General features: G+C 69.6%; 24 protein-coding genes. 9 read left to right on the plus strand and 15 right to left on the minus strand.

What is annotated here, in order from left to right:
- Positions 1 to 185 precede the first annotated feature (185 nt).
- The 4 genes from KF910_RS13055 to KF910_RS13070 all read right to left on the minus strand — a co-directional run bounded on the left by KF910_RS13055 (position 186) and on the right by KF910_RS13070 (position 6,153).
- Entirely contained in the window at positions 186 to 542 is a 357-nt protein-coding gene (locus KF910_RS13055; RefSeq protein ID WP_292263573.1) for an endonuclease domain-containing protein, read from the minus strand.
- Positions 543 to 565: 23 nt separating this feature from the next.
- Complete coding sequence (recN, locus tag KF910_RS13060; RefSeq protein ID WP_292263575.1) at positions 566 to 2,278, minus strand: DNA repair protein RecN; 1,713 nt, start codon at positions 2,276 to 2,278, stop codon at positions 566 to 568.
- Positions 2,279 to 2,325: 47 nt separating this feature from the next.
- A complete protein-coding gene (locus KF910_RS13065) occupies positions 2,326 to 5,097 on the minus strand; it encodes a TonB-dependent receptor (protein WP_292263577.1) in 2,772 nt (923 codons plus the stop codon).
- A 192-nt stretch (positions 5,098 to 5,289) separates the two neighbouring features.
- Positions 5,290 to 6,153, minus strand: coding sequence for an outer membrane protein assembly factor BamD (locus tag KF910_RS13070; protein ID WP_292263578.1), 864 nt, complete (start codon positions 6,151 to 6,153; stop codon positions 5,290 to 5,292).
- Positions 6,154 to 6,340: 187 nt separating this feature from the next.
- Here KF910_RS13070 and KF910_RS13075 point away from each other — a divergent pair, with 187 nt between their 5' ends.
- The 6 genes from KF910_RS13075 (at position 6,341) to ychF (ending at position 11,631) form a co-directional block, all read left to right on the plus strand.
- Positions 6,341 to 7,276: a ribose-phosphate pyrophosphokinase gene (locus KF910_RS13075; protein WP_292263579.1), complete on the plus strand. Its 936-nt coding sequence runs from the start codon at positions 6,341 to 6,343 to the stop codon at positions 7,274 to 7,276.
- A gap of 92 nt (positions 7,277 to 7,368) precedes the next feature.
- Complete coding sequence (locus tag KF910_RS13080; RefSeq protein ID WP_292263581.1) at positions 7,369 to 8,433, plus strand: hypothetical protein; 1,065 nt, start codon at positions 7,369 to 7,371, stop codon at positions 8,431 to 8,433.
- Between the two features lie 163 nt (positions 8,434 to 8,596).
- Entirely contained in the window at positions 8,597 to 9,274 is a 678-nt protein-coding gene (locus tag KF910_RS13085) for a 50S ribosomal protein L25/general stress protein Ctc (protein WP_292263583.1), read from the plus strand.
- A gap of 76 nt (positions 9,275 to 9,350) precedes the next feature.
- Complete coding sequence (gene pth, locus KF910_RS13090; RefSeq protein ID WP_292263585.1) at positions 9,351 to 9,968, plus strand: aminoacyl-tRNA hydrolase; 618 nt, start codon at positions 9,351 to 9,353, stop codon at positions 9,966 to 9,968.
- A 61-nt stretch (positions 9,969 to 10,029) separates the two neighbouring features.
- Positions 10,030 to 10,479, plus strand: coding sequence for a copper chaperone PCu(A)C (locus KF910_RS13095; RefSeq protein WP_292263587.1), 450 nt, complete (start codon positions 10,030 to 10,032; stop codon positions 10,477 to 10,479).
- Between the two features lie 54 nt (positions 10,480 to 10,533).
- Entirely contained in the window at positions 10,534 to 11,631 is a 1,098-nt protein-coding gene (gene ychF, locus KF910_RS13100) for a redox-regulated ATPase YchF (RefSeq protein WP_292263589.1), read from the plus strand.
- Between the two features lie 185 nt (positions 11,632 to 11,816).
- Here the strand turns inward: ychF and KF910_RS13105 are convergent, their stop codons facing one another.
- The 8 genes from KF910_RS13105 to petA form a co-directional block, all read right to left on the minus strand.
- Positions 11,817 to 12,284 carry a hypothetical protein gene (locus KF910_RS13105; RefSeq protein WP_292263591.1) on the minus strand — a complete coding sequence of 156 codons (468 nt, stop codon included), beginning with the start codon at positions 12,282 to 12,284 and terminating at the stop codon, positions 11,817 to 11,819.
- 30 nt (positions 12,285 to 12,314) lie between these two features.
- Positions 12,315 to 12,704, minus strand: coding sequence for a RidA family protein (locus KF910_RS13110; protein WP_292263593.1), 390 nt, complete (start codon positions 12,702 to 12,704; stop codon positions 12,315 to 12,317).
- A 10-nt stretch (positions 12,705 to 12,714) separates the two neighbouring features.
- The gene (locus KF910_RS13115; RefSeq protein WP_292263594.1) at positions 12,715 to 14,343 is read right to left on the minus strand and encodes a M28 family peptidase; all 1,629 of its coding nucleotides are present in this window, start codon (positions 14,341 to 14,343) and stop codon (positions 12,715 to 12,717) included.
- 75 nt (positions 14,344 to 14,418) lie between these two features.
- Positions 14,419 to 16,101, minus strand: a complete 1,683-nt coding sequence (locus tag KF910_RS13120) for a M28 family metallopeptidase (RefSeq protein WP_292263596.1) — start codon at positions 16,099 to 16,101, stop codon at positions 14,419 to 14,421.
- 94 nt (positions 16,102 to 16,195) lie between these two features.
- A complete protein-coding gene (locus tag KF910_RS13125) occupies positions 16,196 to 16,795 on the minus strand; it encodes a DUF1579 domain-containing protein (RefSeq protein WP_292263598.1) in 600 nt (199 codons plus the stop codon).
- A 122-nt stretch (positions 16,796 to 16,917) separates the two neighbouring features.
- A complete protein-coding gene (locus KF910_RS13130; protein ID WP_416354713.1) occupies positions 16,918 to 17,766 on the minus strand; it encodes a cytochrome c1 in 849 nt (282 codons plus the stop codon).
- Positions 17,767 to 17,795: 29 nt separating this feature from the next.
- On the minus strand, positions 17,796 to 19,094 hold the full coding sequence (locus KF910_RS13135) for a cytochrome b (protein WP_292263601.1): 1,299 nt from the start codon (positions 19,092 to 19,094) through the stop codon (positions 17,796 to 17,798).
- Between the two features lie 17 nt (positions 19,095 to 19,111).
- Positions 19,112 to 19,648: a ubiquinol-cytochrome c reductase iron-sulfur subunit gene (gene petA / locus KF910_RS13140; protein ID WP_292263603.1), complete on the minus strand. Its 537-nt coding sequence runs from the start codon at positions 19,646 to 19,648 to the stop codon at positions 19,112 to 19,114.
- Between the two features lie 194 nt (positions 19,649 to 19,842).
- Here petA and KF910_RS13145 point away from each other — a divergent pair, with 194 nt between their 5' ends.
- Positions 19,843 to 20,292 carry a tRNA (cytidine(34)-2'-O)-methyltransferase gene (locus KF910_RS13145; protein WP_292263604.1) on the plus strand — a complete coding sequence of 150 codons (450 nt, stop codon included), beginning with the start codon at positions 19,843 to 19,845 and terminating at the stop codon, positions 20,290 to 20,292.
- Between the two features lie 82 nt (positions 20,293 to 20,374).
- Here the strand turns inward: KF910_RS13145 and KF910_RS13150 are convergent, their stop codons facing one another.
- On the minus strand, positions 20,375 to 21,667 hold the full coding sequence (locus tag KF910_RS13150) for a dipeptidase (protein WP_292263607.1): 1,293 nt from the start codon (positions 21,665 to 21,667) through the stop codon (positions 20,375 to 20,377).
- A 103-nt stretch (positions 21,668 to 21,770) separates the two neighbouring features.
- Between KF910_RS13150 and hemF the strand changes: the two genes are divergently transcribed.
- Complete coding sequence (gene hemF / locus KF910_RS13155) at positions 21,771 to 22,646, plus strand: oxygen-dependent coproporphyrinogen oxidase (RefSeq protein WP_292263609.1); 876 nt, start codon at positions 21,771 to 21,773, stop codon at positions 22,644 to 22,646.
- On the opposite strand, the gene KF910_RS13160 is transcribed toward hemF, so the two are convergent.
- On the minus strand, positions 22,647 to 23,336 hold the full coding sequence (locus KF910_RS13160) for a type 1 glutamine amidotransferase (RefSeq protein ID WP_292263611.1): 690 nt from the start codon (positions 23,334 to 23,336) through the stop codon (positions 22,647 to 22,649). It lies immediately after the preceding gene.
- The gene (gene rlmJ, locus KF910_RS13165) at positions 23,333 to 24,148 is read right to left on the minus strand and encodes a 23S rRNA (adenine(2030)-N(6))-methyltransferase RlmJ (protein ID WP_292263613.1); all 816 of its coding nucleotides are present in this window, start codon (positions 24,146 to 24,148) and stop codon (positions 23,333 to 23,335) included. Before rlmJ ends, KF910_RS13160 begins: the two co-directional genes overlap by 4 nt.
- A gap of 55 nt (positions 24,149 to 24,203) precedes the next feature.
- Here rlmJ and KF910_RS13170 point away from each other — a divergent pair, with 55 nt between their 5' ends.
- Positions 24,204 to 24,548, plus strand: a complete 345-nt coding sequence (locus tag KF910_RS13170; protein ID WP_292263615.1) for a hypothetical protein — start codon at positions 24,204 to 24,206, stop codon at positions 24,546 to 24,548.
- Positions 24,549 to 24,677: the final 129 nt, after the last annotated feature.

Genomic DNA, 24,677 nt, shown 5'->3' on the forward strand with positions numbered 1-24,677 from the left:
CGTTGGGAGAGGGCTTGAGGCTCGCAGAGCGAAGCGATGCGCATAGCCGAAAGGGTGAGGGGTTACGGCGCCCGCCCGGTGAGAGCGAAACCCCTCACCCTTTCACGCAAGTCTGATCGCCTGCGGCTCTCAGGCGTTCAAGCCCTCTCCCTATGGGAGAGGGAGGGGAGAAGGACTATGAATAGTTATGGCCTCGCGAGCCTTATCTGTTCGCGAATGGCCTCGAGAACCTCAAGAAGACGGCCCATCACCATTTCGTTCGAGAACCGCAGAACAAACCAGCCCAAGGCTTCGATGTCCTGCTGGCGGAGGTGGTCGTTCAGGGCTCGGTCGTCCTGGTCGTGGACGCCGCCGTCCAGTTCGATGACCAGCATCAGGCGCTCGCAGGCGAAGTCCGCGATGTAGCGGCCGATGAGATGTTGGCGACGGAACCTGTGGCCGTCGAAGCGGCCGGCCCGAAGGGCCTCCCAGAGCCTGGCCTCGGCAGGGGTCTGGGTGTGGCGGAGCTTCCGGGCGAAAAGTGTTTGGGGGTTGGATGTCATGGAGCGAGACCCCCACCTTTTCCCTACGGTAAAGGGGATTCAATAAGCGCCCGCGCGGCCGCCCGGGCCTCGTCGGTGACCTGGGCGCCGGAGAGCATGCGGGCGATCTCTTCCTGGCGGCGGGGGGCGTCCAGGGCCGAGACGGTGGTGTGGGTGCGGCCTTCGGCGTCGGCCTTCATCACCTTCCAGTGGGCGTCGCCGCGGGCGGCGACCTGGGGACTGTGGGTCACGACCAGGACCTGGGCGCCGCGCGACAGGCGTTCGAGACGACGGCCGACGGCCTCGGCCACGGCGCCGCCGACCCCCTGATCCACCTCGTCGAAGATCATGACCGGCTGACGCTGGCCCTCGCGGCCGGCCAGGGCCGCCTTCATGGCCAGGGCGAAACGGGCCAGTTCGCCGCCCGAGGCGACCGAATCCAGAGGGCCGAAGGGCGCGCCGGCGTTGGTGGCGATCTGGAACCGGGCCGTCTCGACGCCGCCGGGGCCGCGACGGCCCGACTCGACCGGATCGAGGGCGACGCGGAACCGGGCGCGGTCCAGCTTGAGCGGACCCAGTTCGTCCATGACGGCGGCGACCAGGCGATCGGCCGCCGCCTCGCGGCCCGACGACAGCAGGGCGGCGACGGCGTCGTAATCCTGGGCCGCCTGGGCGGCGGCGCGGCCGGCGGCGGACAGGGCGTCGGCGCCGTCCTCGATCAGGCGCAGCTGTTCGCGCAGGCGGACCCGCAGGTCCGGCAGGGCCTCGACCGTGGTGTTCAGCTTGCGGGCGGCGGCGCGAAGGGCGAACAACCGTTCCTCGGCCCGGTCCAGGCGGCCGGGCTCGAAATCGAAGGCGTCGGCGGCGGCGTCGACGGCCGCGACGGCTTCGGTCGCCTCGACCAGGGCGCGGTCGATGGCCTCGGCCGCCAGGCCCAGGCGGTGGATGACGGGATGGTCGGGGTCGGCCCCGGCCTGGGTCGCGCGCTGGCGGGCGTGTTCGACCGCGCGCAGGGCGGCGGCCAGCTTCTGGCTAAGCTTGTCGCCGCCCAGCTGGGTGCGGGCGTCGGCGAGGTCGGACAGGGCCTTTTCGGCCGCGCCCAGGACGGCGCGTTCGCCCGCCAGTTCGGTCTCTTCGTCGGGGCGGGGGTCCAGGGCGTCCAGTTCGGCGAGGTTGAGCGCCATCTCCTCGGAGCGGGCGGCGGCGTCCGCGGCCTGGGCGCGCAGGTCGGCCAGATGCGCCTCGGCCGCCTTCAGCCGCTCGGAGGCGGCGGCGACGGCGGCGACCTGGGCCTGGAGCCCGCCATAGGCGTCGAGCAGGCCGCGATGGGTCTTCCAGTCCAGCAGGCCCACCGTCTCGTGCTGGCCATGCACCTCGACCAGGCGGGCGCCGATCTCGCGCATCGCGGCGACGCCCGCCGGCTGGTCGTTGATGAAGGCCTTGCCCCGGCCGTCGGCGCCGACGATGCGGCGCAGGATCAGGTCCTCGCCCGGCGCGACCTCGAACCCGCGCTCGGCCAGCAGGGCCAGCAGGTCTTCGTCGTCCGGAGCCGAGAAGACGGCCGTGGCCACCCCCTGTTTCGCTCCGGCGCGCACCAGGCCGGCGTCGCCGCGCCCGCCCAGGGCCAGGCCCAGCGCATCGAGGATGATCGACTTGCCCGCCCCGGTCTCGCCGGTCAGCACGATCAGGCCGCCGGGGACGTCGAGGTCCAGGGCGTCGATCAGGACGATGTCGCGGATGGAAAGGGCGGTCAGCATGGGATTCGGCGTCCCTTACTAACAGCCCCGTCCGGGCCGGAACAGAGTCAGAACAGCTTGCGGAAGTTGATCGAGACCGTGCGGCCGGTGGGATCCAGCTGGTCCGGCAGGTAACCCAGCGGGGTCTGGCCGGTGGAATCGGTCACATCCTGGCGGGTGTCGAACAGGTTCTGGACCCCGACGCTGACCCGGGCGCCCTTGAGCCAGGGATAGCGGGCGACCAGGCCCTGCCGCTGGCCCAGGTCGGCGAACATGTTCAGATTGACCGTGGTCTGGTCCGAGAAGAACAGGTCCTGGCCGCTGAGGCCGCCGTTGACGTGGGTGTCGTCCTTCCAGGTGACGTTCAGGAAGGCGCCCATGCCGCTCTTGAACACCCCGGCCTGGGCCTGGATCTCGTGGGTCGGATTGCCGCCGCGGCCGCTGACCGAACCGCCGTCCAGCAGGTCCAGGATCGGCAGGCCGTCGCGGATCAGCAGATCGTCCTGGATGCGCCAGGTGTGATAGACCGAGATGTTGAACCGGCCCTGGCCGGGCTGCATGGCCGGGCCGCGCTGACGGCCCATGCGGACGCCGCCGCCCGGACCGCCGTGGCCGCCGCCGGGGCCGGACTGGACCACCATCATGCCGCCGCCTCCGCCCGGAGGCGGGCCGCCCGCGCCGGGACCGCGACCGCCACCGCCCATGCCGGGGCCGCCGGGGCGGCGCTGCTGCTGGGCGGCCATGGCGGCGGCGTTGGGCTCGCCGAAGGCGCGGCTGAAGTTGAAGCCGGTGCGCAGCTCCTGACGCTCTTCATAGGCGAAATTGACCGGCCGGGCGTCGATCGACAGCAGTTCGCCGCCGGTCCCGCGCATGAAGCGGTCGGGGAAGGCGCGCTCCAGGTCCGGGGTGATGGTCGGGAAGGTGGCGATCTGATCCTCGATGCGGCTGGCGGTGTAGTCGCTGCTGATCCTGAGGTCGGCGGTCTTCAGCGGCTGCCAGTTGACGCCGAATTTGAAGACGCGGCGGTTGTCGGCCGACAGGTTGGCGTTGCCCCCGTCGATGCGGGTGACGTTGACGCTCTGGCCGGTGACGAAGTCGAAGACCTGGACGTTGGGGGTCGAGATGACCGGGTCGTTCAGCTGGGACACCGTCGGGGCGCCCTGTTCGTCGGTGTAGGAGACCAGGAAGCTCCAGTCGGCGTTGGGCGACCAGTTCAGCCCGCCGCCCAGGGTGGCCAGGCCGCCGAAATCGGACAGTTCGTCATAGCCGGCGTTGAGGTTCAGGCTGAGGTCGCCGAACCGGCCCACGCCCGCGTCGGCGTTCATCAGGGGCAGGCTGAAACTGCCCTGGAAGGAGGCGGTGTCGCGCGACTGTTCCCGGTCGGTGGTGACGCCGGAGCGGACGCTGGTGGAATCCAGGGCGCGGCGGTTGGCGCCGATCTTCAGGGTGGCGTTGGTGCGGCCGGCCGGAACCTCGATCGGATTGCCGGTGAAGACCAGCTCGCCGCTGAGGTAGGTGTTGACCGAGCTGGCGGTGTCGGAGGGGCGGCGCTGGGCCTCGAATTCGCCGAAGGGGTTGGCCGTGGGCGAGCCGGCGTCCAGCAGGGCCTGGAAGGCGCTGACGTCCAGGCCGCGGCCGGTGTCGGTGTCTGTGGCCGTGCGTTCGTAGTTGCCGTTGAAGGTCCAGCGCCAGTCGCCCAGGAAGCCGTCCAGGACGGTGGCCATCTCCAGGGCCTGGGTGTCCACCTTGCGGGCCAGGGCGTTGGCGTCGTCCAGGTAGCGGTAGATGGCGACGTCGCCGGCGAAGGGCGAATACGGACTGGCGGCCGGCAGGGTCAGGGCGACGCCGGGCAGGCCCAGATAGCTCAGGCTGGAGGAGTCGGTCAGGCTGGCGCGGAAGGTGCTGTTGATGTCCTGGGTCAGGCCGCGGGTGATGGCGGCGTTCAGCCGGACCTCGTCCCGCTTGGGCGACAGGGTGCGCCAGGCGGTGGCGTCATCGGGGCTGGAGGCGCCCGCGCCCGCCGCGAAACCGGACAGGCCGACGGGACCCGAGGCGGCGCCGGCGGGGGCCAGGGCCTGGGTCGTCAGCCCGCCGGCGAGGCCGGACAGGGCGGGGTCGATCTCGGTTCCGAAGGGAATGCCGGTCACGGTTCCCAGGCGCGAATAGGGCAGGCCGGCGTCGCGGGTGATGTCGCGCTCGTCCTCATAGAGGCCGGTCTCGCGCGTGCCGCCGAAATCGATGTTCAGCCGGGCGCCGCCGTCGATGCGGAACAGGCCGACGTCGCCGGTCAGTGTGGTCTTGCCGCCCTGGGTCGGGACGCGGACCGAGCTCTGGACCTGGGTCGAGCGGAAGCCCTGTTTGAGGACGAAATTCACCACCCGCTGGTCGGCGCGGTAGCCATAGGCCAGGGCGACTTCCTCGGGCAGGATCTCGGTGCGCTCGATGGCCTCGACCGGGATGTTGGCGATCTCGCGGAAGCCCGAGATGCGCCGGCCGTTGATCAGCATGATCGGCTGGCCACCGCTGCGGCCCCGGTTGCTCTGGGTCAGGGGTTCGAGCGCGCTGAGCAGTTCGCTGATGGTCGAGGCGCCGTAGGTGGCCAGGGTCGCCTCGTCCAGCACGATGTCCGGCTCGATGTCGCCGATGACCGAGCCGCGGGCGCGCGAGGTGGTCAGCTCCACCTCGCCCAGGTCGTAGGTCAGGGGGTCCTGGGTGGCGCTGACGGTCTGGGCCGTCGGCGAGGTCTGGGTCTGGGCGACGGCGGCCGGGGCGGCGGCGGTCGCGGTGACCGGATCGACCGCCAGGGCGGCGGCTTGGAGCGTCAGGACGAGCAGGGTCATGGATAGGGTGCGTGCCGAGAGGATTGACGGGGCGCCGCACGGCAAGGCGCCGCGAACGCAGGTGAATCCGTATCGAAGCGACGCGGCGATGCCCCGTTAAATCGCCGTCAGGCCGCGCCTCGATTTGGCCTCACCTTGGCCATTCAACGCACGAGTCAGGGATTTCCGTCTCGGCCGGCGCCGATTCCGCGATCAGCCGGGGATCAGGCGCGACAGCCAGCCCTCGCGGCGCGGCGGCGCCTCGCCCTCGGCCGACAGGCCCTTGCTGGTCAGCAGGGCGTAGGCGCGGCTGTACCAGACATTGCCGGGGTAGTTGTGGCCCAGGACGGCGCCGTTGCGCGTGGCCTCTTCGGTCAGGCCCAGGCCGACGTAGATCTCGACCAGGCGATACAGGGCCTCGGGAGTGTGGGAGGTGCGCTGGAAGTCGTCATTCTCGACAACCGTCTTGTAGCGGTTGATGGCGGCCAGGGGCTGGTTCTTGGACTGGTAGTAGCGGCCGATGGCCATTTCCTTGCCGGCCAGCTGGTCGTTGACCATGTCGATCTTGACCAGGGCGTCGCTGGCGTAGGGGGTGCCCGGATAGCGGCGGGCCACGTCGCGCAGTCCCTGCAGGGCCTGTTCGGCATAGGCCTGGTCGCGGCCGACATCGACGATGCGCTCGAAATTGCACAGGGCCCGCATGTAGAAGGCGTAGGCCGCCGAGGGATTGCCGGGGAACAGCTGGATGAACCGGTCCGCCGCCGCGATCGCCTCTTCAAAGCGGTTGTTCTGATAGTTGGCGTAGATCTGCATCAGGATGGCCCGGCGCGACCATTCCGAATAGGGGTGCTGGCGCTCGACCTCCTGGAAATAGTCGACCGCGTCGCTCCAGCGTTCGCGGCTGAGCCGGTTGTGGCCGGCGTTGTAGAGGGCCTCGACCGGGCGTTCCTCATAGGCCAGGCGCGGCCGGGCGGCGCGGGTCGTGCAGCCGGCCAGGGCGGCGGAACCCGCCATGAGGGCGATCAGCAGGATCAGACCGGATCGGGACTTGGAGACGAACAAGGACGGCGACCTCATGACATGTCGGGGGGATCGGCGCCCGCGCGCCGCCCCGGCGAAGGCGTTCTCTACACCAGCGTCCGAAGCGCGCCAATGCGGTCGGCGAAGGCCGCCGCGACTTGCCCCTGACGGCGCCGGTGCTTATGAGCGCCCCAGTTGAGCGCCGCAGTCGGCGTTTCGATGACGGCGAAAGGATGACCGGGCCATGAAGCTGCTGTCGGGAAACTCGAACCGCACACTGGCCAGGGCCATCGCCGACCACCTGGACGCCCCCCTGACCAAGGCCCAGGTCAAGCGCTTCGCCGACAACGAGGTCTTCGCCCTGATCGAGGAGAACGTCCGGGGCGAGGATGTCTTCGTGATCCAGTCGACCAGCTATCCGGCCAACGACAACCTGATGGAGCTGCTGATCATCATCGACGCCCTGGTGCGGGCGTCGGCGCGGCGGATCACGGCGGTCATGCCCTATTTCGGCTATGCCCGGCAGGATCGGAAGACGGACGGGCGCACGCCGATCTCGGCCAAGCTGGTGGCCAATCTGATCACCCGGGCGGGCGCCGACCGGGTCCTGACCATGGATCTGCACGCCGGGCAGATTCAGGGCTTCTTCGACATCCCGACCGACGCCCTGGTGGCCACGCCCATCCTGGCCAAGGACATCAAGGAGCGGTTCGAGAAGGCCAATGAGGTGATGATCGTCTCGCCCGACGTCGGCGGGGTGGTGCGGGCGCGGGCCCTGGCCAAGCGGCTGGACGCTGACCTGGCCATCGTCGACAAGCGCCGCCCGCGCGCCGGCGAGAGCGAGGTGATGAACATCATCGGCGACGTCGAGGGGCGGCGCTGCATCCTGTTCGACGACATCGTCGATTCGGGCGGCACCCTGGTGAACGCGGCCAAGGCTCTGATCGACCGGGGCGCGGCGGAGGTCTCGGCCTATATCAGCCACGGCGTCCTGTCGGGCGCGGCGGTGCAGCGGGTACAGGACGGGCCGCTGAAACACCTGGTCATCACCGACTCCATCGAACAGCCTGACGAAGTTTTGAAGTGCGGGAAAATCGTCAGGGTTTCCGCGGCCCCCCTGATCGGCAACGCTATCCGGCGGATCGCCAACGAGGAATCGGTCTCGACCCTGTTCGATTAACGGTCGGAAAACCCTCTTGCACGCGATATAAGGACCATCCTGTTTCCGGCGCCGCACGGCGCCGCGCGTTCACTTGGGAAAAGAGTCCGCCCATGTTCCAGGCCTTCTCGCGTCGCGGCCCGTCGATCGCCGCCCTCGCCGCCCTGGCCGTGCTTTCGGCCTGCGCCACGCCCGAGCCGGAGCCCGCGCCCCCTCCCCCGCCGCCGCCCCCGCCGCCGCCGGCCGTGGCGCTGAACCAGGAGGTGGCCGAGGCGGCCTCGATCTATGTCGCCTTCATGCGCGAGGCCGCCAGCCTGGAGGCCGGTTTCCCGACCGCCGAATCCATCCAGGAGGCCCTGCGTCGGGGCGCGTCCTATGAGCCGGCCCAGCTGTCGCGGGGCCTGATCGCCTATGGCTCGATCCTGGCGCTGCAGTCGCCCGAGTTCGTGGCCGGGGTGCGGACCTTCGCCGCCGATCCGGAACAGCGTCAGATGATGATCAGCCGCATCGTCGCCGACCCCGCCTATGCCGCCACCCTGCCCGGCGCCGAGGCCGCCGCGGGACTGATCGCCTCGACCATCGGCGTCGATTCGGAGGCCATGCGGGTGATCGCCGAGGCCATCGAGGGCGACGCCTACACCATCCAGGAACGCCGCGACCCGCGCCGCCGCTGGGCCAACGTCCATATCGCCAACCGCGACGTGCGGCTGGAATCGGTCAAGACCCTGTCCGCCGCGCGCATGCTGCCCTCGGCCGAGGACGCGGCCCGGCTGTTCACCGCCGCCAACAGCGGTGAAGGCCTGTCGCCCCACGGCGGGCGGGTCGCGCCCCCCTTCACCCCCGCCATGGTCAACGCCCTGGCCATCGCCGCCCTGGCCGCCCTGGGCGCCGCCGGGGAGGACGGCCGGGCCAATACCGAGGCCCTGACCGTCGAGAGCAACAGCGAGATGTGCCTGAACATGTCCAAGCTGATGCTGTTCCAGTGCCTGGCGGCGGCGCGGCCCAGCTATGAGGACATGTTCTGCGTCGGCCGCCACGTGGCGCGCGACCTGTCCCAGTGCACGGCCCAGGCCATGGTCCCGACCCCGGCGCCGACGGTCACCCTGGAGCCGACCCCCGCCGTCGCCGCCGAGGCCGCGGCCGCGTCCCAGAACGCCGTCCAGCAGGCCCAGAACTAGAGGCTGAACGCGCGCTGGACACAGGCCGGGCGCAACGGCCGCGCAGGCGGTTGCGTGTCGGGCGGGATGCGTGTAATGACGCCCGCTCTTGAATTCGAGGGTTTTCACCCCGCCGCGCAGGCGATGTTCCAGCGACGGCGTCTTTTGTATTGAGGCGAGCCAGATGGCCGAGATCATCCTGAACGTCGACGTCCGTGAAGGCGTGGGCACCGGCGGCGCCCGCGCCGCGCGTCGCGCCGGCGCCGTGCCGGGCATCCTGTACGGCGGCGACAAGGCCCCCGTGCCGATTTCGGTGAACGAGAAGGACTTCAAGAAGTCGCTCTACACCGGCAAGCTGCTGGGCCACCTGGTGACCCTGAAATACGGCAAGGAAACCCAGCCGGTCATCGCCAAGGCGGTGCAGTTCGACCCGGTCAGCGACCGTCCGCTGCATTTCGACCTGATGCGCGTCGACGAGAACCAGATGATCAAGATCGAAGTGCCGGTGCACTTCATCAACCAGGACCAGTGCAAGGCCTTCCGTCAGGGCGGCTCGCTGGAAGTGGTGCGCCACACGGTCGAGATCGAAGTCCGCGCCGACCACATTCCGGAAGACCTGGTCGTCGACCTGTCGGGCCACAAGCTGGGCGACACCATCCGCATCTCGGACATCCAGCTGCCGGAAGGCGTCCAGCCGGCCATCCACGACCGCGACTTCATGATCGCCTCGATCAAGGTCTCCTCGGCCGCCATGTCCGAAGCCGCCGACCAGGCCGCCGACGAAGCCGCCGCCGCCGCCGCCGAGGTTCCGGCCTCGGAACAGGCCGACGAGGCCGCGACCGAAGAGTCGTCGGAAGGCTGATCCTTCCGGTCACCGCGCTTTCGGAACGGCCCCTCCGGCGACGGACGGGGCCGTTTCCATATTCGGGAGCTGAGCCATGATCATCCTGGCCGGCCTGGGCAATCCGGGCCCCAGATACCAGGGCAACCGCCACAACATCGGCTTCATGGCCGCCGACGCCATCGCCGGCCGCTGGCGCTTCGGGCCGGAGCGAGCCAAATTCCAGTCGGTGGTGCGCGAGGGCGAGGTTCAGACGGCGGACGGGCCGGTCAAGGTCCTGCTGATGAAGCCCCAGACCTATATGAACGAGAGCGGACGGGCGGTCGGCGAGGCGGCGCGGTTCTACAAGGTCGCCCCCGCGAACGTCATCGTCTTCCACGACGAGATCGACCTGGCCCCCGGCCGGTTCCGCATGAAGACCGGCGGCGGGGCGGCCGGCCAGAACGGGGTGCGGTCCCTGATCAGCCAGCTGGGCCCCGATTTCCGCCGCGCGCGCATGGGGGTGGGCCATCCGGGCGAGCCGTCGCTGGTGCACGGCTATGTGCTGGGGGATTTCCACAAGGCGGACCAGCCGTGGCTGGAGGCCCTGCTGAACGCCTGCGCCGACGCCCTGCCCTTCGCCCTGGCCGGGGACGACGATCGGTATCAGGCCGAGGTCATGCGCCTGGCCCCGGCGCCCAAATACAGCCCCCGCCAGGCGGCGCGCGGCGAATAGGCGCCTGCCCCCGGAAGACGGCCGGGTCTAAGAGGGACGCGAGCTTCAAGGACATGTCGAGATGAGAGCCCTTACGTCCCTGCTGATCCTGGCGGCCCTGACCGCCGGCTGCGGCGCCCCGCCCGCCGCGACGCCCGGGGTCGAGGTCGCCGAGGCCCTGTGCCGGCCGACGCCGAACGGGCGCGACCTGACCGGCTGCTACCTGACCCTGACGGCGGCGACCGACGACCGGCTGACGGCCGTGACCTCGCCCGCGGCGGCCCAGGGCCAGATCCACGAGGTGACCCAGGAGAACGGCCTGATGACCATGCGCGAGCTGCCCGACGGCCTGCCCCTGGCGGCGGGCCGGGCGGTGGCGCTGAAGCCGGGGTCGGACCATCTGATGCTGCTGGGCCTGGCCGCGCCCCTGGTCCAGGGCGACACGGTGAGCCTGACGCTGAGCTTCGAGAAGGCCCCTCCGGTCACGGTGACGGCCCGGGTGGCCCAGCCGCCCTTGCCCGGCGCCGCCTGAGGCCCTGACAAACGGGCGCGGACCGGCTAAAGCCCGCGCCTCACGAGGAATCCCATGGCCCTGAAAGTCGCGATCGTCGGCCTGCCCAACGTCGGCAAGTCCACCCTGTTCAACGCCCTAACCAAGACGGCGGCGGCCCAGGCGGCCAACTATCCGTTCTGCACCATCGAGCCGAACACCGGCGACGTGGCCGTGCCCGAGCCGCGGCTGAACGCCCTGGCCGAGATCGCCGGGTCCAAGGAGATCATTCCGGCGCGGATCACCTTCGTCGATGTGGCCGGCCTGGTGCGCGGCGCGTCCAAGGGCGAGGGGCTGGGCAACCAGTTCCTGGCCAATATCCGCGACTGCGACGCCATCGCCTTCGTCGCCCGCTGCTTCGTCGATGACGACATCACACATGTCGAGAACCGCATCGACCCGATCGGCGACCTGGAGATCATCGAGACCGAACTGATGCTGGCCGACCTGGAGAGTCTGGAGCGGCGCCGGGTCCAGGTCGAGAAGCGGGCCAAGGGCGGCGACAAGGAAAGCCAGCTGACCCTGAAGATGATCGACCTGGCCCTGGCCCCCTTGCGGGACGGCCGACCGGCGCGGGTGGCCGAGGTGTCCAAGGAAGACCGCAAGGCCTGGGACATGCTGCAGCTGCTGACCGCCCTGCCGGCCCTCTATGTGGCCAATGTCGATGAGGGTTCGGCCGACGCCGGCAACGAACTGTCGGCCCAGGTGGCCGAGCGGGCCAAGGCCGACGGCGCCGAGACGGTGATCATCTCGGCCCAGATCGAGTCCGAGATCGCCGTCCTGGATGACGCCGAACAGGCCGAGTTTCTCGAGACCCTGGGCCTGGCCGAGCCGGGGCTGAACCGGCTGATCCGGGGCGCCTATCACCTGCTGGGGCTGCAGACCTATTTCACCGTGGGGCCGAAGGAAGCGCGGGCCTGGACCATTCCAGTCGGGGCCACGGCCCCGCAGGCGGCCGGGGTGATCCACACCGATTTCGAAAAGGGCTTCATCCGCGCCGAGACGGTGGCCTTTGACGACTATGTGGCCCTGAAGGGCGAGGCGGGCGCGCGCGAGGCGGGCAAGCTGAGGGCCGAGGGCAAGAGCTATGTCGTCAAGGACGGCGACGTGATGCATTTCCTGTTCAACGGCTGATCGGCTCGGACCGTTTTCGACGCCCAGAAAAGGGTGAGGGGCGGCCCCTGAGCCGTTGACCGCCTGGCTGTCTTAGACCCGGCCCTCACCCTTTCGCGCCAGGCCAATCGCCCTGACGGGCTCTTGGGCGCTCAAGCCCTCTCCCAGCGGGAGAGGGAAGCGTGGGATTTCGATGTCGATGGAAACTACGGCGTGGGCGGCGGCGTGGGGGCCGGACAGCGGCCCAGTTTCACCGAGACGCCGTCCCGGTCGACATAGGTCAGGGTCAGGATGTCGGCGGCCACGGTCATATTGACCCGCTCGCGCCGCGCCTGGCCTTCGGATTCGCAGGCCAGGACCGCGTCCCAGCCGGCCACGGCTTCGCGCACCGAGGCGATGGCGCAGCTGTTCTCATAGCCTTCGAACCGGGTCGGGGTGATGTTGATCGGCCGCCGGTCGCCCTGGGGCGCGGCGCACCAGGCGGGCTGGGCCGCCCACAGGCCGACGAACCTGACCGGCCCCGCCCCGGGCCGCCGGTCAGGGGCGGTGGGCGGAACCTGGGTCTCCGGCCCGGTGACGGGATCGGCGGGCTCAGTCGGCGGATTGACCCCGCCGGCGTCGCAGGCCGCGACCATGCCGCAGAGGATCAGGGGAAGGATCAGGCGCGGGGTCATGGCCCGATAACGCCCGGCGCCGCGACAGGTTCAGGCGGCGGCCACGGCCTCGATCTCGACCATCCAGCCCGCTTCGAACAGGTCGACGATGATGACGGTCAGGGCGGGCTGGCGCCCTTCCAGCATGCGCAGCCGCACCTCGCGGTTGTCCAGGGCGTGGGCGCGGTCGGCCAGGTAGGTGGTGACCCTGACCAGATTGTCCAGGCCCATGTCCGCCGCCGCCAGCTGGGCCTTCAGATTGGCCCAGACCTGTTCGCACTGGCCGCGGAAGTCGGGGGCGACGGCGCCGTCCGGCCCCACGGGAACCTGGCCGGACAGGAAAAGCCAGCGGGTCGCCCCGCTGGCTTCGACGGCTTGGGGATACGACCCCCTGACCGGCGGCGAGCCGTCGCCGGTCAGGGGGCGCAGTTTCAGCGTCACAGCCTGATCGTCACTGGCGCGCGGCGTCGCTGCGGGCGCGGATGGCGCCGAACTCGGACGTCGGCTTCCACTGGGGCCAGTCGCGGCTGTTCGCCAGGTCCTGACCCAGTTGGTAGAAGACCGTCAGGTTCTCGACCGCCGAGCGCAGGTCCCAGTCGGCCGACCATTCGTCGGACGGCTTGTGATAATCGGCCCCGAATTTGGCGCGCCAGGCGGCCCAGCCGGCCTCCTTGCCGCCATCGACCCAGTCGACCCCGTGCCAGGGCATGATCGCCGGCACGCCCATGCGGGCATAGGGGAAGTGATCCGAACGATAGAAGAAGTTCTGCTCGGGCTGGCCGTCGTCGGAGACATAGCGGCCCTGGGGCTGCAGGATCGCCTGGACGCGGTCTTCCAGATCGGTCTGCCCCTTGCCGAAGATCGGCAGGTCGCGGGTCGGGCCCGACAGGGGCAGCATGTCGATGTTGATATCGGCCACCGTGGTTTCCAGAGGATAGACCGGATCGGCGGCATAGGCGTAGGCGCCCTGCAGGCCCATTTCCTCGGCCGCCATATGGGCGAAGACCACGGTGCGCTGGGGCGTCGGCGCCGCCTTGAACTGGCGCGCGATCTCCAGGATGCCGATGGTGCCCGAGGCGTTGTCCCAGGCGCCGTTGAAGATCTTGTCGTCGCCCGGCGTGTCGGGATGCTGGGCCTCGCCGCCGACGTGATCCCAGTGGGCCGAATAGATGATGACCTCGTCGGGATGGGTCGTGCCTTCGATCTTGGCCAGCAGGTTGTGGGTGACGATGGTGTTGATCCGCTCCTGGGCCTGGACCGACAGGCGCACGCCGTTCAGGGCCACGGCCTTGAAGCGGCCCGAACCGACCGAGGTCAGGGCCGATTCATCCAGCCCCGCCGCCTGGCCCCACGCATGGGCCACGGCCGGGTTCAGGGTGGCCGAGAACTCCACGTCGGCCGAGCCCAGGGCGGGCAGGCGCGGCATGGCGGCCATGCGCGTCGCCATCTGCCACGAGCGCTCGGCCATGTCGCCGAGGGTCAGGCTGACGACACCCACCGCGCCGCGTTCGAAGGCCTCGTCGGCCTTGCGCGCGATATTGCTGTAATAGGTCTGATACGGACCGTTGAAGAGGTCGCCGTCGGGCTCTCCGGCCAGGACGATGACGACCTTGCCGCGCACGTCCATGCCGCCGTAGTCGTCCCAGTTCCGCTCGGGCGCCACGATGCCGTAGCCGGCGAAGACCAGCTCGGCGTCGCGGATATCGGCGCGGCCGTCGTTGGTGGTGGCGCGCACGACGATGTCCCGGCCCTGGACCAGGTCGTGGCGGGCGCCGTCGGGGCCGGTCCAGCTGGCGCGCGCGGCGCCTTCGACCGGGGTGTAGCGCTTCAGCTCGACATGCTGGAGCCACTGGCCGTTGGGGCCGCCGGGCTGAAAGCCCATTTCCTCATACTGGGCCTGGAGCCAGTCCAGGGTCAGGCGCTCGCCCTCGGTGCCCGGATATCGGCCCTGGAAGGCGTCGCTGCTGATGTGGCGGATGCCGTCGCTGATCCGGTCGGCCGAGATATCCTGGGCCAGGGCCGCGCCGGCGGCCAGCACCATGGCGGCGGCGGCGACGCCGCCGATGAAACGTCGAAACATACTGGACTCCAATGCCCCGTTGAGGGCGGCACCTTAATGCGGGCGCCGCCCGGCGAAGCATTACGGTTTGGTCATCTAGCGCGCGCGGCGGGCGTCGCTGGCGGCGCGGGCGGGGCCGAACTCGGAGCCCGGCTTCCAGCCCGGCCAGTCGCGGCTGTCGGCCAGGTCGCGGCCGATCCAGTAGGCGACCTCCATGTCCTCGATCTGGCCCGAGAAGTCCCAGTCGGGCGACCATTCGTCCGCCGCCTGGTGATAGCGGCGCGCGCCGTAGTCGCCGGCCCGGGCCTGGCGTTCGGCCTTGGGCTCGTCACGGAAGTCGCCGCCGCCGTCGGCATAGGCCATCGGCACCCCGCGCTTGGCCAGGGGGAAGTGGTCCGAGCGGAAGTAGGAGCCGGCGGCGGGATTGCCCTCGGGCACGGTGGTGCGGCCCTGGCGTTCGGCGGCGGCGGCCAGGCGCTCATCCAGGTCCGACTGGCCCCAGCCGACCACCTGCAGGTTCTCGACCCGGCCATAGACGTTCATGGCATCCAGATTGAAGCCGGCCACCGTCGTCTCCAGCGGATAGACCGGATTGGCGGCGTAGAATTCCGAACCCAGCAGGCCGCTTTCCTCGGCGGTGAAGCTGATCATGACGATCGACCGTTCCGGGCGCGGCCCCCGCCCCCAGGCGCGGGCCAGCTCCAGCAGGGCGGCGGTGCCCGAGGCGTTGTCCACCGCGCCGTTGAAGATGCGGTCGCCGTCGGCGTCCGGCTCGCCCATGCCCAGGTGGTCCCAGTGGCCGGTGTAGAGGATGGTCTCGTCCGGATGGGTCGTGCCCGGAAGGCGGGCGATGACGTTGTGGGTGACGATCTGTTCGCTGGCCACGTCCATATGGGCGCTGAGCGAGGCGCCGGTCAGGGCGGTCGGCTGGAAGTCGCGGCTGCGGGCCTGGACCTTCAGGGCCTCGAAATCCAGGCCGGCGCGGCGGAACAGGTCCACGGCCAGGTCGCGCTGGATCCAGCTTTCAAGCGGCACGCGCTCGGCCGCCGCGTTCTGGCGCACGATGTCGAACTGGGGCCCGGTCCAGGAGTTGGCCACCGTGGCCCAGCCGTAGGAGGCCGGCGCCGTCTCGTGCACGATGATGACGCCCGCGGCCCCCTGGCGCGCCGCCTCTTCGTATTTGTAGGTCCAGCGGCCGTAGTAGGTCATGGCCCGGCCGTTGAAGGTGTCCAGCGACGGCTCCTCGAAGTCGGCGTCATTGACCAGGACGACCAGGATCTTGCCGCGCATGTCCTGGCCCTTGAAGTCGTCCCAGTTCCGCTCGGGCGCCTTGATGCCGTAGCCGACGAAGACCAGGGGCGCGTCCTTCAGGTCGACCTCGGCGCCCGGCAGGCGGGTCGAGAAGACCATGTCCTGGCCCGGCCGCACCGGGTGGGACCAGTCGCCCACCTTCAGCGTCGCCGAGGCGTTGGAGACGGTGAAGCGGTTCAGGGTCACGTCCTGGGTCCAGGCGCCGTTCGGACCGCCCGGCTGGAATCCGGCGGCGGCGTATTGTTCGCTGAGGTAGCGGATCACCTTGTCCTCGGCCGGGGTGGCGATGCCCCGACCCTCGAAACTGTCGTCCGACAGGATGCGGACGTGTTCGGACAGGCGGGCGGCGTCGAACGGGGCCGCATCGGCCGCGCCGGCCGTCGCCATCGGGGCGCTCCCGGTCGTGGCGCAGGCGGACAGCAGGCAGGCGGCCGCGGCGGCGACCAGCAGAGACGATTTCAGACGCATGTCGACAGGATCCCGGACAGTGAACAAACCCGGCCGGGACCCTATCGGCGCGCATCCCGCCTGTCGATGCGGGGATGACGACGCGGGGCCGCGTTCAGGGCCGTGGATCGATCGCCCCCTGGGCCGGCCAGTCGCTGTCGCCGCGCCGGGTCAGGGTCATCTCGAAGATCCGCTGGGCCGGAACGCCCGGCATGACGAAGTCGCCGACCTCGTGGAAGGTGGTGTCGGTGATGTCGGCGACATAGCGCACCACCCCCGGCCCGGCCGGGATTTCCCAGACATAGCCGGTGTCGGTGGGGGTCAGTTCGAAGGTCCCCGCCCGGCCCTGGGCGTAGCTGCGCATCTCGTATTTGCCGGTGTCCGGCTCGTAGGAGACCACGGCGAAGGCGTTGAAGCCGGTCGTGCCGTCGGGGTTGTAGCCCCGCCCCTCGATCACCAGGATCGAGCCGTCCAGCATGGGGCCTATCCGTTCGGTCTGGGTCACGGCGAAGGGCTGGCCCGGGCCGTTCATGCCGTTGGCCGGCCCGACCCAGACGCCCTGCATCGGCCGCAGCTTCGCGATAGCCTCGCGCTGGGCGGCCTGGCGCTCATCCTGCGACTCCTGGGCCCTGGCGCCGCTCGCCGTTCCCAGCCCCAGGGTCAGAACGGCCGCCGCCGCGACCAGACCCGTCCTGATGTTCGTGAAAGCCGTCATCTCATTCTCCCGGTATGTGCTTTGCGTTATAAAGCACTTTTTCGACATGGCAAGCAGCCAAGAAAAACCCGCCGGGCGGCGAGGCCCGGCGGGTCGTTCGGTCGGTGCGGGTATCGCGCGCCTTAGTGGGCCACGCCCTTCCAGATGCGGCGGTAGCTGGCGTAGGTCAGGCCGGCGAACAGGATCAGGAAGATCATGACGCCCAGGCCGGTCTGCTTGCGCGCCGTGGCGTGCGGGTCGGAGGACCAGGCGATGAAGGCGGCCACGTCCTTGGACATCTGATCGACGCTGGCCGTCGTGCCGTCGTCATAGGTGACCTGTCCGTCCTGCAGCGGCGGCGGCATGGCGATGAAGCCGCCGGGCGGCACATGGTCGTGGTCGCCGGTCCAGAAGGGGCTCATGTCCCCCGCCATCCACGGGTTGTAGTGCTGGCCGTCGCGGATCTGCAGGCCCGCCGGGGCGGCGCGATAGCCGGTCAGCAGCGAATAGATGTAGTCGGCGCCGCCGTGGCGCGCCTTGGCCATGACCGACAGGTCCGGCGGCGCGGCCCCGCCGTTGGCCCCGGCAGCGGCCGTCGCGTTCGGATAGGGATTGGGGAAGCGGTCGGCCGGGGTCGCGTCGCGGCGGATCGGCTCGCCGGTCTCGCTGTCGATATCGGGCACCTGAATCTCGGCCGCCAGGGCCTTCACGATCGGGTTGTCGTTCGGGTTCTTGTAGTGGGCGTCATAGAAGGGCCCGGTCGGATCGCCCAGGTTCCTGAAATGCATCAGGTTCATGCTGTGGCAGGCGGCGCAGACCTCGCGGTAGACCTTGTAGCCGCGCTGCAGCTGGCCCTGGTCGAAGGTGCCGAACGGCCCCTCGAAGGTGAAGCCGCCCGAACGCGGGTGCATCGCCCCGCCCGAGGCCAGGGCCGGAGAGGCCGCGGCGATCAGGCCGAGGGCGGCGGCGGCGGAAGCGAGGGTCTTGAGCACGGTTTGGGTTCCAACAGTCATGATCGCCCTCACGCCTTCGGCTCGTCGGCGCCCGGCAGGACCGGCTCGGAGATCGAGGCCGGCACCGGCAACGGCGTCTCCTTCAGCCCGACGAGCGGCATCAGGATCAGGAAGAAGACGAAATAGTAGGCGGTGAACAGGCGCGTCAGCCACAGGTAGGAATTCAGCTGGCCGTCGAAGAGGGCGAAGCTGGGCATGCCCGGGATCACCGGGGCGTCCGGCAGCTGGGCGCCGCACCAGCCCAGGCCGAAGCAGACGAACAGGAAGATGATGAAGCAGGTCCGCATGGTCGGGCGATAGCGCATCGACCGCACCCGCGAGGTGTCCAGCCACGGCAGGACGAACAGCACCCCGATGGCGCCGAACATGGCCACCACCCCGCCGAACTTGTCGGGGATGGCGCGCAGGATGGCGTAGAAGGGCAGCATATACCACTCGGGCACGATGTGCGCCGGGGTCTGCAGCGGGTTGGCCGGGATGTAGTTGTCGGCGTGGCCCAGGGCGTTCGGCATGTAGAAGACGAACACCGCGAACAGGATCAGGAACAGGATGATGGCGAACCCGTCCTTGACCGTGAAATAGGGGTGGAAGGGCACGGTGTCCTTGGCCATCCGGTCCTTGGGGATCAGGATGCCGACGGGGTTGTTCTGACCCGCGTGGTGCAGGGCCCACAGGTGCAGCACCACGCAGCCGGCGATGACGAACGGCAACAGGTAGTGCAGCGAGAAGAAGCGGTTCAGGGTGGCGTTGTCGATCGCCGGGCCGCCGCGCAGCCAGATCAGGATCGGCTCGCCCACCACCGGGATGGCCCCGATCAGGTTGGTGATCACCTCGGCGCCCCAGAAGGACATCTGGCCCCAGGGCAGGACATAGCCCAGGAAGGCGGTGGCGATCATCAGGAAGAAGATCACGCAGCCGACGATCCAGATCATCTCGCGCGGGGCCTTGTACGAGCCGTAATAGAGGCCGCGCAGCATGTGCAGATAGACCGCGATGAAGAACATCGAGGCCCCGTTGGCGTGGACGTAGCGGATCAGCCAGCCGCCGTTCACGTCGCGCATGATGCGCTCGACCGAGGCGAAGGCCATGTCGACGTTCGGCACATAGTGCATGGCCAGGACCACGCCGGTGGCGATCTGGATCACCAGGCACAGGGCCAGGATGCCGCCGAAGGTCCACCAGTAGTTCAGGTTCCTGGGGGTCGGCAGGGTCGCATAATCCATGCCGAAGCGGATGATCGGCAGGCGGGTGTCCATCCAGCGCTCGAAAGCGGTCTTGGGGACGTAGGTGGATTCGTGATCGCTCATGGGTCTCTGATCCGTCCTCAGCCGATCTTCACGCGGGTGTCGGACATGAAATCATAGGTCGGCACCACCAGGTTCTTGGGCGCCGGACCTTTGCGGATGCGGCCCGAGGTGTCGTAGTGCGACCCGTGGCAGGGGCAGAACCAGCCGCCGAAATCGCCGGCGCCGAAGGTCGGCACGCAGCCCAGGTGGGTGCACGATCCGATGACGACCAGATACTGGCTGTGACCCGACTTGACCCGGTCGGCGTCCGACTGGGGGTCCTTCAGCGAGGACATGGGGGTCGTGGCGGCTTCCTGGATCTCCTTGGGCGTGCGGTAGCGCACGAAGACCGGCTTGCCCTGCCATTTGATGACCACCTGCTGGCCTTCCAGCACCTTGGTCAGGTCGAACTCGATCGAGGCCAGGGCCAGGGTGTCGGCCGCCGGATTCATCTGGTTGATCAGCGGCCAGGCCGCCATCACGCCCGCACCGGCCGCCGCCGCACCGGCGGCGATATGGATGAAGTCCCTGCGGTTGGGATCCTTGTCGTTCGGATCGCCTTGGTCTTGAGCCACCGATTCGTTCTCCTGAGCGCATGTCCCCCGCCGCAAAGGACGTTCGGACCGACGCAAATCTATCGAAGGCGGACCATAGAAATCTCGTCCGGCCCGTCATGGCGGCGATTCCGTAAGCAGCAGATGCTACTTGCGAAACACTCGCAATTTGAGCCGCGACAAGCCCCCTGGCCGCGCGTATGCAGGGCCTTAGAATGCGTCTCGCCCTTTTTCAACCGGACATTCCTCAGAACGTCGGCGCCTGCATCCGGCTGAGCGCCTGTTTCGGCGTCGAACTGCATGTGATCGAGCCCACCGGTTTCCGTTTCGACGACCGCGCCATGAAGCGCGCGGCCCTGGATTACGGCCCCCTGTCGCACATGGTCCGACATGCGGACTGGGACGCGTTCCAGGCGGCGCGCGGGCCGGGGCGGCTGGTGCTGTTCACCACCCGCGGGGCCCAGAGGCTGGACGGGTTTTCGTTCCGGAACGACGACATCCTGCTGTTCGGCCGGGAATCGGCCGGGGCGCCGGATTTCGTGCACGGGGCGGCGGACGCGCGGGTCTTCATCCCCATCCGCGCCGAGACGCGCAGCCTGAACCTGTCGGTCAGCGCCGGGATCGCCCTGTTCCAGGCCCTGGGCGCGACGGGCGGCCTGCCCTGAAAAGGGCCCCCTTTGCGGCGCGTACCTGCCCGGGACACTGTCTCCTCCCCATCGCTGATGGGGAGGAGACTTGCACTCTTCCTCAGGCCGCGGGTTCGGGCGCGCGTTCCAGGCTGGGGCGTTCGGAGGCCTTGGCGGCGGCCACGGCCTCGACCGCGCGCATGACCCGCAGCATGTTCTCGCCCGCCAGCTTGCGGATGTCCGCCTCGGACCAGCCGCGTTCCATCAGGGCGGCCAGGATGCGCGGATAGGCGTCCACCCCCTCGACGCCCTGCGGCAATTCGCCGACGCCGTCGAAGTCGCCGCCCAGGCCGATGTGGTCGATGCCCGCCACATCACGCACATGCTGGATATGGGCCAGGACATGTTCGATCGTCGTGGTCGGGCGCGGATGGGACTGGATCCAGGCCTGCATCTCGGGCGACTCGGCCGCCGTGCGCAGGTTCAGGCCCAGGCGCTGGGCCTCCGCCATGGCCGCATTGCTCCAGGCGCTGTTTTCCGCGTTCACGAAACCGGGCACGAAGGTGACCATGACGATGCCGCCGTTGTCGGCCATCTGGCGCAGCACCGCATCGGGCACATTGCGCGGGTGGTCGGTCACGGCCCGGGCCGAGGAGTGGGAGAAGATCACCGGCGCCTCGGACACGCGGATGGCGTCCACCATGGTGGCCTCGGACACATGGCTCAGGTCCACCATCATGCCGATGCGGTTCATCTCGCGCACGACCGATTCACCGAAGGCGCTGAGGCCGTCGTGCTGGGGCGCGTCGGTGGCGCTGTCGGCCCAGTCGGTGGTCTTGGAGTGGGTCAGGGTCATGTAGCGGACCCCGGCGTCGTGGAATTCGCGCATCACGGCCATGGAGCCGGCGATGGAATAGCCGCCCTCGATGCCGATCAGGCTGGCGATCTTGCCCTCGCGGTGGATGCGCTCGATATCGTCGGCCGTGGTGGCCAGGGCGAAGACGTCCGGATGGGCGGCGACCAGGCGCTTGACGGTGTCGACCTGTTCGAAGGTGGCGCGCATGGCCTCCAGCGGCGGCAGGCTGGCCGGGACATAGACGGACCAGAACTGGCCCCCCATGCCGCCCGCCCGCAGGCGCGGGATGTCGGTGTGCAGCTTGGTCGAGGCGTGCAGGTCGGTGGTCAGGTCCACCGCGTGGGGATCGTTGCCATAGGTTTCGCGCAGGGCCCAGGGCAGGTCGTTGTGGCCGTCGATCAGCGGCGTGCCGCGCAGGATCTCGCGGGCGCGGGCCTCGCCGTCCTGGGCCAGGACGGGGGTGGCGGCGGTGAGGGCCAGGACGGATACGGCGGCGGCGAAGGTGACAAGACGCATGACGATACTCCCCAGGAAGACGAAGCCGGCATGCTGGCCCATGCGGCCACGCTTTGCAAAGTGATCTGGATCAAGGCGCGCGCGCCGCGCCGGGTCTATGGCCGCGGGGACTGTTCACGAAGGCCCGGCCATGTTTGATGCCCCGATGACCCCGACCTCCGCCTCGCTGACCCAGCGCCAGGACGCCGCCCGCCAGTGGTTCGAGTCCCTGCGCGACCGCATCCACGCCGCCTTCGAGGCGCTGGAGGACCAGGCGGCGGCGGACCTGTTCCCCGGCGAACCCGGCCGGTTCGTGCGCACGCCGTGGGACCGGCCCGAGGGCGGCGGCGGCGTCATGGGCATGATGAGCGGCCGCCTGTTCGAGAAGGTCGGGGTGCATTGCTCCACCGTGCACGGCGCCTTTCCGGCCGACTATGCGAAACAGGTGCCGGGCGCGGCCGAGGACCCCCGCTTCTTCGCCACAGGGATCAGCCTGATCTGCCATCCGGTCAGTCCGCGCGTGCCGGCGGTGCACATGAACACCCGCTTCATCACAACGACCAGAAGCTGGTTCGGCGGCGGGGCCGATCTGACGCCGGTGCTGGACGCCGACCGGCGCCCCGACCATCCCGACACGGTGGATTTCCACGCCGCCCTGAAGGCCGCCTGCGACGCCCACGACCCGGACCACTACGCCCGCTTCAAGGCCTGGTGCGACGAGTATTTCTTCCTGCCCCACCGCAACGAGCCGCGCGGGACCGGGGGCATCTTCTACGACCATCTGGACAGCGGCGATCACGACGCCGACTTCGCCTTCACCCGCGACGTGGGCCAGGCGTTCATCGACGCCTATGTCCCGATCGTCGCCCGCCGGATGCAGGAGCCGTGGACAGCCCAGGAGCGCGAGGAACAGCTGGTCCGACGCGGCCGCTATGTGGAGTTCAACCTGCTCTACGACCGCGGCACCATGTTCGGCCTGAAGACCGGCGGCAATGTCGATTCGATCCTCAGTTCCATGCCGCCCCTGGTGAAATGGCCCTGATCAGCCGCCCAGGAACCCTCTGATCCAGCCGCCGACCAGTACGCGGTCATTCGGCGCGCCCAGGCTCTGCACGGCCTGATCCAGCAGCGCCTCCTCGATCCGCCCGCGCCGCCCCTCGTGCAGGGCTACGGCGAAGTCGGGGGCGAACTCCGGGTGGGGCTGGATCGAGACGGCGTCGGTCCCCCAGGCCAGTCCGGCGAAGGGGGTGAAGGCGCTGGCCAGCCAGACGCGGGCCTGGGGCGGTGTCTCGACCACCTGATCCTGGTGCGAACACGGCAGGGCGACGCGGTCAGCGGACGGCTGCATCCAGGGCTCGGCCGACACGACGTCATAGGCATGCAGGCCGACGCCCCAGCCGCGCTCGGACTTCTCGACCCGTCCGCCCAGGGCCTGGGCCATGGCCTGATGGCCGAAACAGACGCCGACCAGCCGCGTCTGGCCCTTCGCCTGCCGGATCCAGTCGAACAGGGGCGGCAGCCAGGCGTGATCCTCATAGACCCCCGCCGCCGAGCCGGTGAGGACGGCGCCGTCGAACGCGGCCACATCGGGCAGATCGCCAGCCGAAACGTCGAACCTCTGCGTCGTGAAGCCGTCGCCAAGGAGGGCGTCGAACATGTCTGCATAGTCGCCGAAGCGCGGCTGCAGGGCCGACGGCGGGGCGCCGGTCTCCAGGATGGCGATACGGCTCATGAGCGCCAGACCTCGGCCCGCGCCCCGGCCTCGCCGAGGGTTTCGGCCACCCAGGCGCAGACCGATTGCGCGTCCTGTTCGATGGCGGGCGAGGTGTTCAGCATCACCATGGCGCAGCCGTTCATCTTCATCGGATTGGTCAGGGGCCGCAGCCGCGCCTCGGCCACCAGGGCGGGCCCCGCCGGCGCCAACCGCCGCAGGAAGCCGTCGAAGGTCTCCATATCCTTCAGCGGGGTCCAGACGGCCACCACCCCCGCCGGATCGGCCCGCCGCGCGGCGATCACCGCATCGGCCGCGCGGTGATAGTCGTCGCCCCGTTCAAACGGCGGGTCGATCAGCACCAGCGATCCGCGCGCGCGCCGCATGGCCCCCGGCAGGGCGTCATAGCCGTCGCCCCCCTCAGCCGACGCCGCAGAAAAATCGGACAAAGCCTCGTCCAGCAGGGCCTTCACCTCATCCCGCAACTCGAACCCGCGATAGGCGTCGCCGGGCCGCAGCGCCCGGGCCGCCAGCAGGGGCGAGCCCGGATAGAAACGCACCCCGCCTTCAGGGTTCAGGGCCGCCACCTGATCGGCCAGGGCCTGGATCGGCGCGGGCAGGCCTCCCCCTGCCGCCATCAGCCGCGCCACCCCGGCCTCGGCTTCCGTCGACCGCGCGGCGTCTCCGGTCAGGTCATAGAGCCCGGCCCCCGCATGGGTGTCGAACACCGTCAGCGGCCCCGCCGCCTGCCGTTCCGCGATCAGACGCAGCAGCAGGGCGTGCTTGACCAGGTCGGCGAAGTTTCCGGCATGAAAGCTGTGGCGATAGTTCATAAGGGTCTGCTCCCCCGCCCTGTCGCCGGGGTCAAGCGAAACCACGGACCGCCGCATGATCGACCACCCCTGCCTGGACGACGCGGCCCGCACACCGCCCGACGCCGTGGCCGACGCTGCGGCCGACGGCCTGCGCCTGCGGGCCCTACATCATCGCGGCGGGACCGAGGTGGGGGTGCGGCGGGCCGAACGCCTGTGCAACCGCGAGCCGGTCAGCGACCGCGACATCAAGGCCATCTACAGCTATTTCGCCCGCCACGCCGTCGACGCCCGCGCGCGGGGCTGGGGCGATGAGGATCGGCCCTCCACCGGCTGGATCGCCTGGAACCTGTGGGGCGGTGATCCGGGGCGCGACTGGATCAACGATCTGCGCGCCCGCCTGCGCGACGCCGGCGTCTAGGTTTTGAGCCCGTAGATTTCGTCACCCTCGGGCTTGTCCCGAGGGCCCATGGCGGATGCAGGCTGGACAGATGGCTGTTCCAGCCGTTGAGGAGGACCATCCGCGTTCGAGGACGACGCAGGGATGGGC

It is taken from the genome of Brevundimonas sp. (assembly GCF_019636155.1).
In the GTDB taxonomy this organism is placed as follows: Bacteria; Pseudomonadota; Alphaproteobacteria; order Caulobacterales; family Caulobacteraceae; genus Brevundimonas.